Annotated in this window: 15 protein-coding genes; all 15 read right to left on the bottom strand. The window is 40.1% G+C overall.

The annotated features are described in order from the left end of the window. Window positions 1-31: 31 nt before the first annotated feature. Window positions 32-1,027 carry a glucosamine inositolphosphorylceramide transferase family protein gene (locus tag AC4D4A_RS07530; RefSeq protein ID WP_490995328.1) on the bottom strand — a complete coding sequence of 332 codons (996 nt, stop codon included), beginning with the start codon at window positions 1,025-1,027 and terminating at the stop codon, window positions 32-34. A 16-nt stretch (window positions 1,028-1,043) separates the two neighbouring features. Next, window positions 1,044-2,594 (bottom strand): lipopolysaccharide biosynthesis protein, encoded by a 1,551-nt coding sequence (locus AC4D4A_RS07535; RefSeq protein ID WP_490995329.1) that lies wholly within the window; start codon window positions 2,592-2,594, stop codon window positions 1,044-1,046. 27 nt (window positions 2,595-2,621) lie between these two features. Continuing rightward, the gene (locus tag AC4D4A_RS07540; RefSeq protein WP_490995330.1) at window positions 2,622-3,812 is read right to left on the bottom strand and encodes a glycosyltransferase; all 1,191 of its coding nucleotides are present in this window, start codon (window positions 3,810-3,812) and stop codon (window positions 2,622-2,624) included. Beyond that, window positions 3,809-4,870 (bottom strand): glycosyltransferase family 2 protein, encoded by a 1,062-nt coding sequence (locus tag AC4D4A_RS07545; protein ID WP_490995331.1) that lies wholly within the window; start codon window positions 4,868-4,870, stop codon window positions 3,809-3,811. Before AC4D4A_RS07545 ends, AC4D4A_RS07540 begins: the two co-directional genes overlap by 4 nt. A 40-nt stretch (window positions 4,871-4,910) precedes the next feature. Continuing rightward, entirely contained in the window at window positions 4,911-5,246 is a 336-nt protein-coding gene (locus tag AC4D4A_RS07550) for a helix-turn-helix domain-containing protein (RefSeq protein WP_490995332.1), read from the bottom strand. A gap of 28 nt (window positions 5,247-5,274) precedes the next feature. Continuing rightward, window positions 5,275-6,423, bottom strand: a complete 1,149-nt coding sequence (locus AC4D4A_RS07555; RefSeq protein ID WP_490995333.1) for a DegT/DnrJ/EryC1/StrS family aminotransferase — start codon at window positions 6,421-6,423, stop codon at window positions 5,275-5,277. Beyond that, the gene (locus AC4D4A_RS07560; protein WP_490995334.1) at window positions 6,407-7,066 is read right to left on the bottom strand and encodes an acetyltransferase; all 660 of its coding nucleotides are present in this window, start codon (window positions 7,064-7,066) and stop codon (window positions 6,407-6,409) included. Before AC4D4A_RS07560 ends, AC4D4A_RS07555 begins: the two co-directional genes overlap by 17 nt. Window positions 7,067-7,071: 5 nt before the next feature. Next, on the bottom strand, window positions 7,072-7,668 hold the full coding sequence (locus AC4D4A_RS07565) for a sugar transferase (protein WP_490995335.1): 597 nt from the start codon (window positions 7,666-7,668) through the stop codon (window positions 7,072-7,074). Window positions 7,669-7,826: 158 nt separating this feature from the next. Next, a complete protein-coding gene (locus AC4D4A_RS07570) occupies window positions 7,827-9,023 on the bottom strand; it encodes a glycosyltransferase (protein ID WP_490995336.1) in 1,197 nt (398 codons plus the stop codon). A gap of 18 nt (window positions 9,024-9,041) precedes the next feature. Further along, on the bottom strand, window positions 9,042-10,148 hold the full coding sequence (locus AC4D4A_RS07575; RefSeq protein WP_490995337.1) for a glycosyltransferase family 1 protein: 1,107 nt from the start codon (window positions 10,146-10,148) through the stop codon (window positions 9,042-9,044). Between the two features lie 4 nt (window positions 10,149-10,152). Then, on the bottom strand, window positions 10,153-11,220 hold the full coding sequence (locus AC4D4A_RS07580; RefSeq protein ID WP_490995338.1) for an EpsG family protein: 1,068 nt from the start codon (window positions 11,218-11,220) through the stop codon (window positions 10,153-10,155). Between the two features lie 36 nt (window positions 11,221-11,256). After that, complete coding sequence (locus tag AC4D4A_RS07585; protein ID WP_490995339.1) at window positions 11,257-12,150, bottom strand: glycosyltransferase family 2 protein; 894 nt, start codon at window positions 12,148-12,150, stop codon at window positions 11,257-11,259. Then, complete coding sequence (locus AC4D4A_RS07590; protein ID WP_490995340.1) at window positions 12,134-13,282, bottom strand: glycosyltransferase family 1 protein; 1,149 nt, start codon at window positions 13,280-13,282, stop codon at window positions 12,134-12,136. Before AC4D4A_RS07590 ends, AC4D4A_RS07585 begins: the two co-directional genes overlap by 17 nt. Beyond that, window positions 13,267-14,421, bottom strand: coding sequence for a glycosyltransferase family 4 protein (locus AC4D4A_RS07595; protein WP_490995341.1), 1,155 nt, complete (start codon window positions 14,419-14,421; stop codon window positions 13,267-13,269). Before AC4D4A_RS07595 ends, AC4D4A_RS07590 begins: the two co-directional genes overlap by 16 nt. A 4-nt stretch (window positions 14,422-14,425) precedes the next feature. Continuing rightward, window positions 14,426-16,252, bottom strand: coding sequence for a polysaccharide biosynthesis protein (locus AC4D4A_RS07600; RefSeq protein ID WP_490995342.1), 1,827 nt, complete (start codon window positions 16,250-16,252; stop codon window positions 14,426-14,428). Window positions 16,253-16,342 lie beyond the last annotated feature (90 nt).

Consider the following 16,342-nt stretch of genomic DNA (forward strand, 5'->3'; position numbering starts at 1 on the left):
CCTTTTCAATACTAAGCCTCCACAGAATGAATTAGATGACCACAAACGCAAAAGTACTCTTCCAGAGCCAACTCCCATATTTATAACGCATATAATCTAATTTCCACAACAAATAAGGACGAGTCTCGAGTCTATGACCATCGACAGCGACCAGCCATTGATTTTCGCCCGTTTTCACCTGATCTATACTATGCATTCCATCCTTCCGCCAGTCATTCGTCTTTGTGCCATGTAAGACAAGATTAATCTCTCTCTCCTCATAGCAGCTATCATTAAGTTCTGTAATTTCAAATACTCTGACGGCACGTCCATATGTAGGCTTTCCATCCTGCGTATAACGATAAATTCTGTCGTTCTCAACAATCACTCTACCACCAAGCCGCGTAACATGATGATTATTGCATATCAGAGGGCTTTTTGGGTGCTCGCTCCAATCTTCCATTAAATTATTGGAATGAAATAGGTGCAGCTGTCCCTGTTTACTCGCAAACATCCACCATTTTTGATTGTAATAAAATAAACTGGGATCTGCATACTCTCCATTAACTAATTCCGAAACAACCTCCCACTCATCTGGAAATTTATTCGCTTTATAAAGGAGGATTTTACCCGCTTCAATCGTTTCCGGTATCATATAGCACTCTCCTCCATACTCAAATACATACGGATAGGATAAATGAAAGTTTTCACGCAATACCATCCGTCCATATTTCCATGTATGGCCATCCTCACTTTGAGCAAAGCTGATGACGCCCTTCATAGTCGATTTATCCAACACCTCAAAGAACATATAATAGGTAGAATTTCGGACGACAATAAACGGATCCGCAATGAACTCAGCCGGTAAATCTGTTACATCCGTGGCTTTTAATGTTGGGGTTTTCAGTACTTTTTCAGCCGGCTCTTCTGTGACGATAGAAGTGGATGAGAAAACTTTAATTGACCATACGCCGACGATAATCTTTCGTTTCCATAAAATTAAGCTGCTTCCTATAATAAGCAAGCAGCATACAGATAACAAACCCAATACCATCACCTTTTCATTATTTTATAAAGAATTTAGAGAGCTTTACTTCCTTCCCTCTCCAGAGAGCATGTAACACTACATCTTTGATATAAATAAATTCATTCGTTTTATAAAAAAGGGCCATATACACAAGACAAGGCACGAAGGCACTAATACAGCCTCTTGCCACTAAAGAAAAGAAAGTCTGTTCAAGAACCATTAAGTCTGCCACCCATACGGTAAGTATGCCTGTTCCAATCGTTAAACAAGCGTAGAATGTATAAGTCTTAAAATACGAAAATACTTGTTTATCGAACAGATGCTTATATACAAGCCTTGGTGAATTCCAAAAAACGGTTGTTAATGTACTAATGAGAGTCCCAAGGAAAATGCCAGGCAATCCTATGTACATCGCCAATAAACAAGAAGCAACTAAATTCACACCAGCCTCTAACAAAGTAAAATACTGGTCCTGAACAAATAGACCGCCCTTTACCTTAAAGATTAAGATGGAAGCTCTCATCCCCGTTACATAAAAATTCACCAGGATAAGGATATAGGTCAAGGAATCTAATAAATAACCACTTCCAAGCCACCAATTAATAAATGGCTCAAGCATACAGTATAAAAAAATGACACCAACCGAATAAATCCAAAAGTTTAAAAAGTAAGTGATTCGAAAAATGCTGTACCGCTTTTCTTTATTCTCGAGAGCAATTAAATTACCAACACTGGCGCCAAACCCATCTAAAAGAGGGGCCATGATGGTCCCCAATTGCCCTATAATCATCGTATAATTTGAATAAATACCAACTACCGTAACTCCAATAAAAGCAGAGATTAATAGATTATCCGTACTCGTTACACAAAAGCCTGATATAGTATGAAGAAATAAAGCTTTGATATTCGTAATCAGCTGCTTTCTTTCAATCTCATCCAATGAATAGCGAATTTTGGTTTTAATATAGGGATAACGTTTATTCACGATATTTCCGTTTATAAGTGTTTGAATAAGGAATAACCCAACCTCCACGATCAAATAGAGTAGGTAATCTTCGGTCCATAGTAATATTACAATTTTCCCTGCATATCCAAGCAGCTGAAAAAGAAAGTTAACTCGCATGATGACATATTCTTTTTGATCAGCAGTAATCAAGGATACTTTGTGAGCATTCAAATAGGCAATCACATTTTTGGCCACAAAAAGAAAGTAGGCGATGGTAATAGTCATGCCTACATCATGTTCCTTTAATAAATAGCCTAAAAAAGGATAAAATATAAGGCTAATTATAAATATAATCCCTGCTAAAACCGCATAGGCTCTTTTATACAGCTGTATGAGAGCGATAATCTTAGGACGATCCTGCACAGCAAGTGGTTTGTATAAACTATAAACGATGCCCGCTCCAATCCCGCTCTCCACAAGCGCGAGCATGGCAAGTACATTTGTAAGTAAGCCATTAATACCGAGATAGGTAAGCCCCAGACTGTCTAAAAAGACTTTTCTTGAAATAAATCCAAGTATCGCAATAATGACCTGTGTACTTACACCGATATACATATTTTTAATTGAATGCTCAGTTCTCATCTTTCTCATCCTTCAAGTAGTGGCGGCTCAGTCAATTAACCGGTAAAAACGGTCGATATTCTCACTGTTTCCCTTTTTCTCCATCTGCAAGTTAGCAATCATCTGCTCACAAAGCAGCGGGTTTTGCATTAATTCCTTAATCCCCTCGTAAATAGCTCTCGGATTCATATCAACAACTAACCCATTAATCCCATGCCGTATTTGTAGATGAACAGATTCAAACCTCGTAGAAACAACAGGTATATTGAGAAGTCTCGCTTCAGCGATAGCCAATCCATATCCTTCAGTCCTTGAGGTTTGTACATAATAATCTGCATGCTTGATATAGGGGTATGGATTTTCTGTAACCCCCAGCAAAACAAAATGATTATCTAGTCCATTTCTTTTAATAAAGCCCTCAATCTCTTCCTGTAATGGCCCTTTCCCAAGAACATACCAACGAAATTGTACCCCATCCTCCTTTAACAGCTTGCATGCTTCAAGAGCCAAATCTAGTCCTTTTAGATACTCCAGACGCCCGATCGTTAATAGTGTAAATCCATTATTGAATGGATAATCCTCTACAATGGCATCTTCTGCCTTCCACTCTATCTCTGTGTCATCAATCAAATCGTAAACAACCTCGACTTTTTCAAGGAATTGAGGGAAAGTCTTAATAAATATGCTTTTTGCCGTATCGGATACAACCACAATTTTTTCATAGTGCTCATAAAATTTATCCTGATACTTTTTTTCGTTCGGATTAAGGTCATAACTGGCATTCACCCAGCTGAATTTTCGTTTAGCCTCCACTTTTTCAGCTACATAAAAATTAGGAACTCCCTGTGCGTAACTGATTGCGATATCATACTTTTCTGAACGTGACTTAAACCTTCCTGATACACTCTCCCAAAAAATTCTCGCCAGTTGAGGATTATTATAGGGTCTCAATCTGAGCCGGACCGAATAGGCGATTCTTGACCAAAGCATTCGATATTCCCTATGACTTATGGCATACCTTATAGCGTCGATAAAGCTTAGATTCGTAAAACGCATATATGGCAGGGGCGGCAGGAGCTTTACCTCAGCAGGCACCAATTTTTCAAGAGGACCTCCATAAGCAAATAAGAGTAATTCCACCGAGTACTTGGAATAATCGATTAGAGACAATAGTGTAATTAAGCTCTTTTCCGCACCCGCACAACTTAAGGAATCAATCACAAATAATACCTTCTTCATACGCTTACCCCTCTATCCTTCCGATCGGTCATGATTCGCTTGAGCCCTTTAGTTCTTGGAAGAAGACGCATCATTCGCATGCCCTTTTTTACGGCCAGAAATAGAATATATAAAGAGGGATGAAACTGAAAAAGAGTCAAATCCAGCTTGAGCTCCTTATTTTCAGCTACCGCCTTTTGTAATCGTGCATAGTTCTTTTCAATATACAGTTTGATCTCCGTACGATACATTCCGCTTAAATCTGTTTTTCTATTCCTTACTAGCAGCTGGTAATGAATTAAATGAGCCTTTACCATTTCCTTATAAGATTCATCTACCAGATGGCTGTAATATTTCTCTAAAAATTCATGGCGTTGTTTTAAACCTTGAAGAAAGTCCAAATTTTTCTTCGAATAGGAAGCAACGATACTCTCTGCATGCTGGTAATAATAATAAAGAGGTTCATGTGTAATTACGTAAGTATTCACCCTTTGCATCACGAGATGTGACCAAAATACATCCTCAAAAAAAATCCCCTTTTGAAAGGGGATATCTCTAATTAATTCTGTTTTATAAAGTTTTCCCCAGGCAAAGTTTTTCACGATTTGATTAACAACCAGCTCCTTCATTAGTTGTTGGTTATCCAATACAGTTGGCGGATCGTTCCGTTTTTCAAAACGTTCATCATACAGCAGATAATCCTTATATGCGTAATAATAGGATGTTTGTACAATATCTGCGTTATCCTGTTCTATTCTATCAACCAGCCTTTTCACCAGGGCCGGATTAATCCAATCATCTCCATCCACAAAGAATGTGTAGTCACCGCTCGAATAATCCATTCCTGTATTTCTCGCGTCTGAGACACCGCCATTTTCTTTATGAACCGGAATGATTCTAGGATCACGTTCGCCATAATAGTCAATAATTTCTCCGCAGGAATCCTTTGAGCCATCGTTGACCAGGATAATTTCGATATTTTGATAGGTTTGGGCAATCAGACTTTCAATACAGCGCGGTAAATACTTCTCCACCTTGAAAATTGGTACAATGATACTCACCTTTTTCGGTTTCAACATCCTACTTCAATCCTTCGCTTCTCAAATAGAAACAGCTATTTTACGCTTTACTTTTCCACTTAATATACTCAATTAATGCCCGATACTCATCCATTTGCTCTTTATCAATTACGGTTGTCTTTAATTCTTCGATTAGATCGATTAATTCCTGATTCAGATTTTCATCGTTTTCATCACTTTCTTGTACGCGCAATAATGTTTTTAAATCTGCATTCAAAACATAAGCCAGCCTTTTCAATACTTCAATTGAAGGATTTTGATTCACTCCTCTCTCAATATTGCTTAAATAGGATTTAGATATTCCGGCATTTGCAGCTAGCTGGGTCAGTGTCATTCCTTTACGTTTGCGTAAATCCTGTATATTTCTCCCTATCATTTTTTTCTACCTCTTTAGCTCAGATTATTTACTTCATTAAGGCCATCCGCAAACAGTCAATTACTCGTTCCATATCCTCTTCTGTCATATTGGTACCTGATGGAAGACAAATGCCTTTGTTGAATAATTGTTCAGATATAGACACATCATCCTTGTGGGTAAAGTAATCTACATCTTTGAATAGTGGCTGCATATGCAATGGTTTCCACATCGGTCTGGCTTCAATATTTTCATTTTTGAACGCCTGCAAGCAACGGGTAACTGCATCCTTATGTTCCAGAGTGAAGACTGTCAACCAACGATTTGATACAGTATGTTCTAGTTCCGGCAAAAAGTTTAGACCATCGATCTCCGATAAAGCTGACCGATACATCTCATAGATTAATCTCTTTCTATCAATTCTTTCCTGTAAAACCTCAAACTGCGCCCTCCCTATTCCTGCCAATATATTGCTAAGCCGATAATTATATCCGACTTCCTTATGCTGATAATAGGGCGCAATTTCCTTTGCCTGCGTAGCTAAAAATTTTGCCCGCTCAAGAGCCTCAGTATTATTAGATAAAAGCATACCTCCACCTGAAGTGGTGATAATTTTGTTACCGTTAAAGGAAAATACGCCAAACTCTCCAAAGCTTCCACATGATTGACCATGATAAAAGGAACCAAGAGCCTCCGCTGCATCCTCCAAAATGGGCACCCTGTATTTAGAACATATTTCACAAATCTCATTCATCTTTGCACTTTGCCCATATAAATCCACCACAATAACAGCTTTAGGAAGTTTATTCCTTTTCACTGCGAATTCAAGCGCTCTTTCAAGAGCCTCCGGGGACATATTCCAAGTCTCCGGTTCAGAATCAATAAATACAAGCTCAGCACCCTGATAAATCACAGGATTGGCACTGGCTATAAAGGTAAGTGATGAACAAAAAACAATATCGCCTTTGCCCACATTCATTAAAGAAAGCGCTAAATGAATCGCCGCTGTCCCTGAATTGACAGCTACCGCGCCCTTCACCCCCGCAAATTCAGCAATTTCTTTCTCAAACGCATCTACATGTGGTCCGGCAGGAGCAATCCAATTATCATCCAGAGCTTCATGTAGAAAAACCATTTCTTCACCGCTTAAATGAGGTGTTGCCAGGGGTATTCTTTTTTTATTAGCCACCGTCTGCAATGGTTCCACCCCCTTCTTTGATTTCAGTAACTCGGGCGGGTACACCCACAGCTCTGCAATAATCCGGAACATCCTTAACAACCGTTGCTCCGGCTCCTATACGGGACCATTTACCGATTTTTATTTCTGGAATAACAGTGGCTCCGGCCCCAATCAGCACACCTTCTTCAAGTGTCACTGATCCGGTTAAACATCCCTTTGGTGAAACATGGGCGTAATCCCCAATCCTACAATCATGATCAATAATAGCTCCCGTATTGACAATCACATGCTTGCCTACCTTCGAATCTGAATTGATGATGGCACCCGGCATGATAACAGATCCTACATCTATTCGAGCACCAGGACTAATGACGGCCTGATCAGAAATTAGAGTACAATAGTGATCCTCCGGAAGAGTAAGATTCTGCACAATCGCTTTTCGTGTCGCATTGTTTCCGATAGCCAAGACAATTTTGACATCTGGAAACTGGTTCAAAATAAAAGGAATCGAATGAACAGGACCAATGTACAAATCCAAAATGGTGTCGAGCAATTCATACTTATCATCAAGATAGGCAATAATCTGATTACTCCCACTAGATTCTATTAAATCTTTGATCACTTTACTGTGTCCTCCGTGGCCAATAACTGCAAAATTCATTTCACTCACTCCTTCAGCGGGCGTTCAAAATAATCTACTGTCGCCATTCCTTTTTTGGTAATACCTTCAGAATGAATAACCTTTTTAATGGTAAGGAATAAAATCTTCAAGTCCAGCCAAAAGGAATGATGATTGACATACCATAGATCATATGCGAATTTTTCTTCCCAGCTAATGTTATTACGGCCGTTGATTTGAGCCCAGCCTGTTATACCAGGCACAACCAAATGGCGTTTCGCTTCTTCTTCGGTGTAATAGGGCAAATACTCCATTAATAAAGGCCTTGGCCCAACAAAGCTCAGTTCACCCTTCAGCACGTTATACAACTGCGGCCACTCGTCCAGACTATATTTCCTGAGCCAGCTTCCAAAGGGGGTTAGCCGTACTTCATCCGGTAGTAAATGCCCATGCTCATCACAATCATTTTTCATTGTCCTGAATTTATAAAGCTGGAATGGTTTTGCATATAAACCGGGACGCTGTTGTTTAAATAGAATGGGCGATCCCAATTTATATTTGATTACAATGGCCAGAATGAATATAAATGGCCATAAAAGAATCAGCATAGCCAGAGCCATGCTGAAGTCAAATACTCTTTTCAATTAATTGCACCTCATTTGCAAGGATTTTTAGAGGAATTATGTTTCACAACGTTCGGCAGGAATGAAGTGAAAATGGTTTTGCCTCACTTTCTTGGCAATCCTCCTGAATGCAAAGATATTCTCACGAAGATAAAGTAAGAAATAAAAATGACAGGAAATTATCCTTCCAATAAATCTACCAACGGATGGAGCTGGTTCAATTGCTGATTGTTCCTCTTGTATAAATTTCCCTTAAGCGAAATAAATAGCTCGCGAGATGTGCATAATTGTTCAATGGCATCGGCCAATCCAGTTGGCCCTTTCTCAGCAATTATGCCTGTTTGCTTATTCCTGAGCTGCCCACGAAAGGAAGGGATATCTGTCACTACAACTGGACACTCCAGCACAAGCGCCTCTTCTACCGCAACACAATGCGCCTCTGTTCGTGAAGGTTGTACATATACGGAGGAGTTTTTCATATAAGGATAAGGATTTGCTTTTTCCCCTAACAAGTGAAAACTGTCCTCAAGCCCATACTCCATCACTCTCTTTTTTAAAGATTTCATCTCCGGTCCATCTCCAATCCAATACCAGCGAAACTGCATTCCACGTTCCACGAGCATTCTGCAAGCCTCCAATGCCTCCCATATCCCTTTTTCCTCAACCAATCTGCCCACTGTAACGAATGTATATCCTTCTGCGAATTTCTCACCCGGCAGCTCCACCGGTTCCTCTGCCTGTCTTAGAATAGCTGCATGCGAAACTTTATTATGAATGACCTTTATCTTATTGGATATCTCCGGAAAGTATTCTGTTAACGAGTGACTGGCTGATTGAGATACACATACAATCCAATCACTTTTTGCAAATATCCTTCCATCCAAATCAGGCGCAGGCCAGCCCTGTCCCATACTGTAGTGGTAATCCATATGGTTATAGACGATTTTTTGTTTGGCTTTTACCTTCTCAACCACATAATAATTACAAAAGAAATCAAGATAACTGACAGCTGCATCATACATTTTATCGCTCACGGGAAGTGTATGACGGTAAACAGACCACCTTGCTGCTGTCCCAACTCCCTTGGAAATCCTCCCCACAAATGCTGACAATAGCTTGGCGGCTAAAAGAGAATACTGTTTGCCCCGCACCAAATGAGGAATGGCTTCCTTTAAGGGCATCGAGAATGTATCATATAATGGCGGCAATAGGTTCACCTCACGCGGAACCTGCGAAAACAAAACCCCACTGTAATCGAATAAAAGCAAATCAACCTCATATTTCTCATAATCCAATTGATGAAGAAGGGCAAGCAGACTTCTCTCCACACCGCCGGTTTGTAAATACTGAGTCATAAATAATAGTTTTTTCTTCATTCCAAATCACCTTAACTCTTACGACATATACAGCTCTTCCCATTGTCGTACGCTATGTTCCACATCAAAGCCATTTTGTAAAAGAAATTCATGGATCACTGACAATGACAATCTCTGCTGAGCAGCAGCTCCTCTAATCGCTTCTGTCCATTTATGGATTGATTCTTCAAGACTGAGATTGGTTACTAATCCCAACCCTACATCGACCGTAGCCGGAACACCATCAGACACAATACATGGTGTTCCCGCGCATTGTGCTTCAAGAGCGGCGATGCCAAACCCTTCAAAAAGAGATGGAAAGACAAAGACATCAAAGAGATACATCCATTTTGGAACGTCTCCCCTTATTCCAGGAAAATGAACCACGTCTGCCAAACCCAATCTTTCAGCCTCTGCCTCTGTCTTCTGTTTTAACGGACCATCCCCAACTATGATAGCTGTAGCCTTTACTCCGTTTTGATGAAGGTGGTGGAGAAGCTTCAGAATAAACAATTGGTTTTTAGATTCGGAGAAACGTCCCACATGGCCAATCACGATACTCTCTGCCGGAATACCCAGCCTACTCCTTTCCAGTTGCCGATCAACCTGATTCAAAGTTTGATAGCTTGCAACATCAATCGTATTGTTAAGTATGTTCATCCGAGACTTACTGCCAAACAAAAACCGGCCAGCTTCCCGACTGCATGCACAATATTGATTTGCGAATACTCGAATCATTCCCTTTAAAGCCTGCAGCCCTAAAGCCTGTATTCCATGTTCTCCTCTGTTCCAGCTGGTGCAGTGAGAATGACAGATTCGAATTTTCACCTTTGCCAAAAAAGCGGCAAAGGCCACCACACCTCCCTGAAAATCGGTGTGTACATGGATAGCCTCATAATGGCCGTCTTTTATGATGGAAATAAGGTTTTTTACATAAGCAACAGGCCCAGCTCTTCCCAGACTATTAATCCGGTATATTCTGCCGCCCAGGTTCCTGATTTCTTCTTCAAAATCTCCCTCTTTTAAGCCGTGTGAAACAAAATCAAATTGAAGCTCTTGATGATTGACTCTGCGATAGATATTCATAATCATCATTTCTGCACCGCCTCTCTCAAGAGCACTCACAATATGCAAAACTCTTTTCATCCTATCACCCGCCGAATAAATGACTTTTATACTCAATACCAAGAGAAATAACTGTCTCATAATAGAAGAAAACAAAATAAAAAATTAAAATTCCAAAGTAAATCAGCTTTCGATCCCTTTCTCTAAATGACTGAACGACCCATGGAATCAAGATCAATTGATAAAGACCAAAATAGTAATAAAACCTGGCAAATATCCAGTTTTGTGTAGAGACAAGCATAAATACAGCACCTAACACGGCCATATTTACAATTACGTCACTAGCAGGAAATAGCTCTCTAAGCCGGTCTCTTCCCATAAAAGCCAGCAAAAGAGGCACGGAGGTGACAAGTACACGCAGCATACTGGCTCCACCCTCAGAGAAGCTTTGATAGTGGCCGTATTGAGTGGATTCCAATGCTGAAAATAACAGTTCGGAGAAGTAGTTGAACCCGAGTACGAGAATGACAGATAAAAAAAGAAGCAATAACGTCGTTTTAGACCACGCCTTGCTTCTTACCAGAAAATAGATTGGAATCATAATAATAGCACTCATATGAATACTTGAAGCCAGCAATACAATGCAACCATACTTTTTCCAATTACCATCTATCAAATATTTAGTTCCCATAAATAAAATGGCTGCAGCCAAAAACTGTCGCAGCCCATTCATGGAAGTTAAAAAGAGACCGCTTGTGATAAATACATACAAGCCTATTTCTATTAAACGGCAGTATTTATAGAGCACTATGATAATAAGACCATTCGTGATCAAGGCAGTCATAAAAATTAACAGCTGCGGATTCATTGAAATCTTCTGAAGCAGCATTTGCAGAATTCCAAACCCAATGTCTTTATTTTCGAAAATATACGCCCAATCTATTTTGTTTATTTTGTAGGCATGCATATAAAAAAAGGTATCACCAATATTTGAACGTAATCCCGAGACAAATACGAGGGTTAGAAGAGCAAGCAGAGTGAATAGCTTGCTTGGCCTGATTGGCATTGAACCAAGACCTAAATCCAGTGAATAGTACCTGGCCATCAAGGCAAACATCGTTACCAATGCCAAATTTGCATATAATACTGTCATAACAGTCTCCTTTCCCCACCTGAAAGACAGACCCGTCTAGGTTGCCGTTTTTCTTAAGATATAGGTATAGAGTAAAAGTCCGGGCAGAATGGCTAATCCAGTCAGCCATTTTTCAGGTGTATCCAGCAGGAATCGTTTATCCCTAATCAGCATACTGCTTGATACATAATGAATCGCCTGACGGAATTTAAATAGCATTCCCGCCATCGGAAGCTTCATTAGTTCTCTTCGATAAAAGGCAAATCCTTTTGGATTACGTCTGTATTGGGAGAGCATATTAAGGCTTGATCCATCCTCTAAATATTCAACACAGCAAAAGACTTCATTCATCAAAAGCATTTCATATTCACAGTCCAGCCGGTAGTATTTATAATCAAGTCCTACATATCGTTCACCCTGAAATAATGGGTACGGATATTTTTTCGTAAGGCATGTCCGGTAGACGAGTTTTTTATCTCCTTTCATTCCATGCTTATGATAGAGATCAAATAATGTAGATTGTTCAATATGGCCGGGCAAATTTGTCCCAATGATAGTTCCATCAGGATAGGCATCGAGTCCGATAATGCCACCCACATGCTCTCCGCCATACTTCAACCAAAAAGAGATGATTTTCTCAACCGCATCCACCGGCATATAATCATCAGAGTCAATACATACATTTAATTCTGAATCTATCAATTGATACGCTGTATTATGAGCCCCATGCATACCCTGGTTCTCCTGATAAACATAACGGATCTCCACGACTTTTTCCTCGATCCAGGAACGGATCAGTTTTTCTGTCCCATCATTGGACCCGTCATCGATAATCAACCAGCTAAAATCCTTGCATGTTTGCTTCTTCAGACTTTCGTAACAGGTCCCTAAGCAATAGGCACGATTGAAGGTTGGCGTAAATATAGTCAATATTTTAGGAGATTCGGACACCGCCATCCCTCCTTTCATCTACAGGATTGAGAAGATTCATATAAAATTTATTCATCCATTCTGCAGTAAAACGGATATTATATCCTTTATCAGTCAGCGTTCTTTCCTGTACCTTCCTATCAGTATCCCTCTTCGCAAAATAGCGTATTTTATTTAGCCATTCGTCTATCTCGGCTAATCTGGCATACCGAATTAACTGGACACCCAAATCTACCTCCTGAGTGATTTGATCAGACAAAATACAAGGAAGCCCGGCAGCCTGTGCTTCAATGATTGTGACCGGTAAACCTTCATGAAAGGAGGGAAATAACATGAGATCAAATGCCTGTAAAAGGTCGGGAATATCCTCCCGAATCCCCAGAAAAAGCACATGGTCCCTAAGCCCCTTTTCAAAAACCAGACGTTCGATTCGCTTACGCAACGGCCCATCCCCAGCCAAAATCAGTTTTGCTTTAGGGTAAGACTTCAAGGTTTCTGCAAATATCTCAATCAGGAATGCGTGATTCTTTTGACTATGAAATCTTCCGACATGTCCGAATACAAACTCATCATCCATCAGATTCAGTTTATGCCGAACGAGACGCCTCCTATCTTCTGAAAATAAGAAGCGCTCGCTCTCCACCCCATTTTTGATAATCGTTGCCGCTGCAGAGGATTTGCCAAATAACCATATTGCTGCATTCTTCGAACAAGCAATATAATGAGAGGCAAATGCTTGAACAAGCGTACCGGAATACCATTTAAATAATTTAATTGCCCGATTTCCTTCACTTTCGGTATTATGACTATGGGCAATACGGATGGATACTCCGCTTTTTTTTGCCGCCTTGCATACCATCCCACTCATCTTATCCAAATGGGAATGAAGTATTTGATATTCAGGATGATTCGAAAAAAAATCCTTTAATAACCTTTGATATTTAAATGGGCCAACCTCTGAAATATAAGGAATTCGATGAATGATTCCGCCCATTTCTTTTATTTCCTGATCAAACACCCCTGGCTTGCATGTCAAAAAATCAAATTGAATGCGGCTTCTATCCATATTCCTGTACAGATTCATAATAAATGTTTCAGCACCGCCACGATTCATATTCACCACTGCATGCAATACTCTTATTGGGCTGTCCACACTTCCTCCCCCATTCCGGTCATATAAGATTGATAGATTCTGCTCACTTGCTGCAACACTGTCCCCACGCTGTACGAACTCTCCATGATTTCTCTTCCTTTGGTCCCCATCATAGATGCCATTACTGGGTTGAAATAAAGTTCGGCCAGTTTATCGACCATAGTCTGCCTATCATTTTGTTCGACAATCCAGCCATTTTGAGAGTCCCGAACCAGTTCGTTATGGCCCCGATTCTGTGTAGCGATTACTGGCAGCCCGCAAGCCATCCCTTCCATTACATTGACCGGAAGCCCTTCACGGTGACTCGAGGATACAAGGACATCGCAGATCGGTAAAAGTCTATCTATATCATTCCTAAAGCCAAGGAATTCTACATGATCTGAAATCTCTAATCTCTCTGTTAGATTTCTGCATTCCTCAAGCAACTCTCCATCCCCCGCAAGCAATAGCTTTACATTAGGAACTGACTCTATTAAATGGGCTATGGCATGTATCAGAAACTGATGATTTTTATTTCGATTAAATTCAGCAGCATAAAATAATAGATAATCATCTGCAAAATAACCGAAGCTCTGTCTTCTCTCTACTTTATCCGCGTGCCCAATTGGCGTGAATTTTTCTATATCAACACCGACTCCATTTATTTTTTCGATTCTTCCTGCCTTAAATGGGTGCTGCTTGAGAAGCCCATAATCCTCTTCATTAATCGTAATTAGGCAATCCGTATAATTCGCCAGCCATTTTTCAATCGGATAGTAAACCAGCCAATTTACGAATGGCGCGTGTTTATAAAAATGAAATCCATGTACCGTATAAATGACAGTGGTCCCTTTTTTCCTTGCTTCTCTGGCTGCCAGTCGGGCAAGCAAGCCTCCCATTGGTGTGTGGCAGTGAATAATTTCGTAGTTTTCCCGTTCAATAATAGATGAAAGCTCAAGATATGCAGAACGGTTTTGGATATGAAAGGGGGAGCGATGCACAGGAATGGTATACTTTTTATCCACATAAGGAAGGTTTAGATTACCGCTCGCTGCTATATGAACTTTCCATCCATGCTCCTTAAACCACTTCATAACCGGCTGATGAAAGGCTTTAAAATGATAGTCGACTGTTGCGCAGAACAAAATCGTTTTTGTCATCGCTTCATCCCTCCATAACCATTCGGGCAGCCCTTGGCTTTTTATAATCAGTCAGCATAAATAATTGCTTTTTTAGCTGTTCGTTCGTGAGTGCAGGATAATCTCGTATCAATTGATTAATCAGTTCTATATCAATCGGTTGTGAGTTTCCAATATAAATATGTTGAAACACTTGATTTCGCAGGATCTCATTCTGATTCAGCAATTCTTCGACTAATTTTTCACCAGGACGAATTCCGGTATACTGAATATCAATTTCCTCTGGCGTATATCCGCTTAAGGTAATTAGTTTCTTAGCTAAATCTACAATTCTAACCGGTTCGCCCATATCGAGAACAAATATTTCCCCGCCATTAGCAAGAGCAGCTGCCTGAATACACAATCTGGATGCTTCAGGGATTGTCATAAAATAACGAAACATATCCGGATGTGTAACCGTAACCGGTCCTCCAGCCTGGATTTGTTTTTTAAATAAAGGGATGACACTGCCGCGTGAACCAAGCACATTGCCAAAACGGACTACGACAAACTTTGTCGGGCTGTCATAATTCATATTTTGAACAACCATTTCAGCCAACCGTTTCGTCGCCCCCATTACACTTGTTGGATGGACAGCTTTATCACTAGAAATTAAGACGAATGTTTTAACACCATGCCAGTTGGCAGCTCTCGCTACATTCTTCGTTCCAATCAAATTATTCTTAACTGCTTCATCCGGATTCCTTTCCATTAAAGGAACATGTTTATGAGCAGCTGCATGGAAGATTAAATCGGGCAAATGCTTCCCAATCACAGACATCATCTTATTAAAATCCTGAATATCCGCAATCTCGGTAATAATCTCTATATCGGATGATCCCTCCACGTTAGCTAATTCCATTTCAATATGATAGATACTCGTCTCCCCATGCCCCAGAAGAATGATTTGCCTAGGCTTGAATTTGGCTATTTGCCGGCAAATCTCTGAGCCTATTGAACCACCTGCCCCTGTTATCAGAATGACCTGGTTTTGGATGTTCTCTTCAATCTTTTCCGTATCCAACTGAACAGAATCTCGTCCCAACAAATCTTCAACCTGTACATCACGAAACTCATTAATCGGAGCTTTCCCGGATAAAATATCATCCAGAGCAGGTACCATTTTCGTTATGCAATTTGTACTTATACAGATTTGATACAGCTGCGATAAAGTTGATTTCGGCAAGGATGGAATGGCTATTATAATTTCGTCTACATGCCATGCTTCCACAATAGAATGGATATCTTTCGTCTTCCCCAATACTGGGATACCTAGGATATGTAGATGCTGTTTGGCAAAATCATCATCAATAAATCCTATCGGCTGAACATGGGAATCTGTTATTTTTTGCAGGTGGCTGGCAACGATCATTCCAGCAGAACCAGCACCGACTATTAAGATTCGCGATTTTGTCTGGCCAGGCTTTAGAACAGAGTCCCTGAATAGCCGCCAGCCTAAACGTGCCCCACCCATTAACGTTAAATTCAATAGCCAAACTGTAACAAGCAAACGAACGAATACATGATCCATAAAAATAAATTGAAGAATAGCGACTGTGATAATCGAACAGGACACTGTTTTAAAAATAACAAACCATTCTTCAATGCTTGCATATTCCCATGCTTTTTTATATAGCTTGAATACCACCGAAAAACATAGGGTAGCGGTGATTACCATAGATGCAAGTAACAATAAATCCTTTAAATCAACCGTAATATATGCATTTATCAAAAATGTGCCATAAAGAATGGCTATCAGGATCATAAATGAATCTATAAGAGCGAAAATCCAAAACCGTTGTTTATAACTCATGCTTTCCCCTCCTTCGCTTGTTATTCGTCATAAAGCCCTTACTTATATGCCGCTCAATCATATAAGTAAGGTCTTTACCCGGTGTTATAA

The sequence above is a fragment of the Pradoshia sp. Z5_111 genome, assembly GCF_058267535.1.

What these genes read in the sequence shown, in the direction of transcription:
- AC4D4A_RS07540 (WP_490995330.1), bottom strand. Translation starts at nt 3,812, where the DNA reads ATGAAGAAGGTATTATTTGTGATTGATTCCTTAAGTTGTGCGGGTGCG.
- AC4D4A_RS07580 (WP_490995338.1), bottom strand. Translation starts at nt 11,220, where the DNA reads ATGACAGTATTATATGCAAATTTGGCATTGGTAACGATGTTTGCCTTG.
- AC4D4A_RS07600 (WP_490995342.1), bottom strand. Translation starts at nt 16,252, where the DNA reads ATGAGTTATAAACAACGGTTTTGGATTTTCGCTCTTATAGATTCATTT.
- AC4D4A_RS07575 (WP_490995337.1), bottom strand. Translation starts at nt 10,148, where the DNA reads ATGAAAAGAGTTTTGCATATTGTGAGTGCTCTTGAGAGAGGCGGTGCA.
- AC4D4A_RS07560 (WP_490995334.1), bottom strand. Translation starts at nt 7,066, where the DNA reads ATGAATTTTGCAGTTATTGGCCACGGAGGACACAGTAAAGTGATCAAA.
- AC4D4A_RS07570 (WP_490995336.1), bottom strand. Translation starts at nt 9,023, where the DNA reads ATGAAGAAAAAACTATTATTTATGACTCAGTATTTACAAACCGGCGGT.
- AC4D4A_RS07550 (WP_490995332.1), bottom strand. Translation starts at nt 5,246, where the DNA reads ATGATAGGGAGAAATATACAGGATTTACGCAAACGTAAAGGAATGACA.
- AC4D4A_RS07535 (WP_490995329.1), bottom strand. Translation starts at nt 2,594, where the DNA reads ATGAGAACTGAGCATTCAATTAAAAATATGTATATCGGTGTAAGTACA.
- AC4D4A_RS07595 (WP_490995341.1), bottom strand. Translation starts at nt 14,421, where the DNA reads ATGACAAAAACGATTTTGTTCTGCGCAACAGTCGACTATCATTTTAAA.
- AC4D4A_RS07545 (WP_490995331.1), bottom strand. Translation starts at nt 4,870, where the DNA reads ATGTTGAAACCGAAAAAGGTGAGTATCATTGTACCAATTTTCAAGGTG.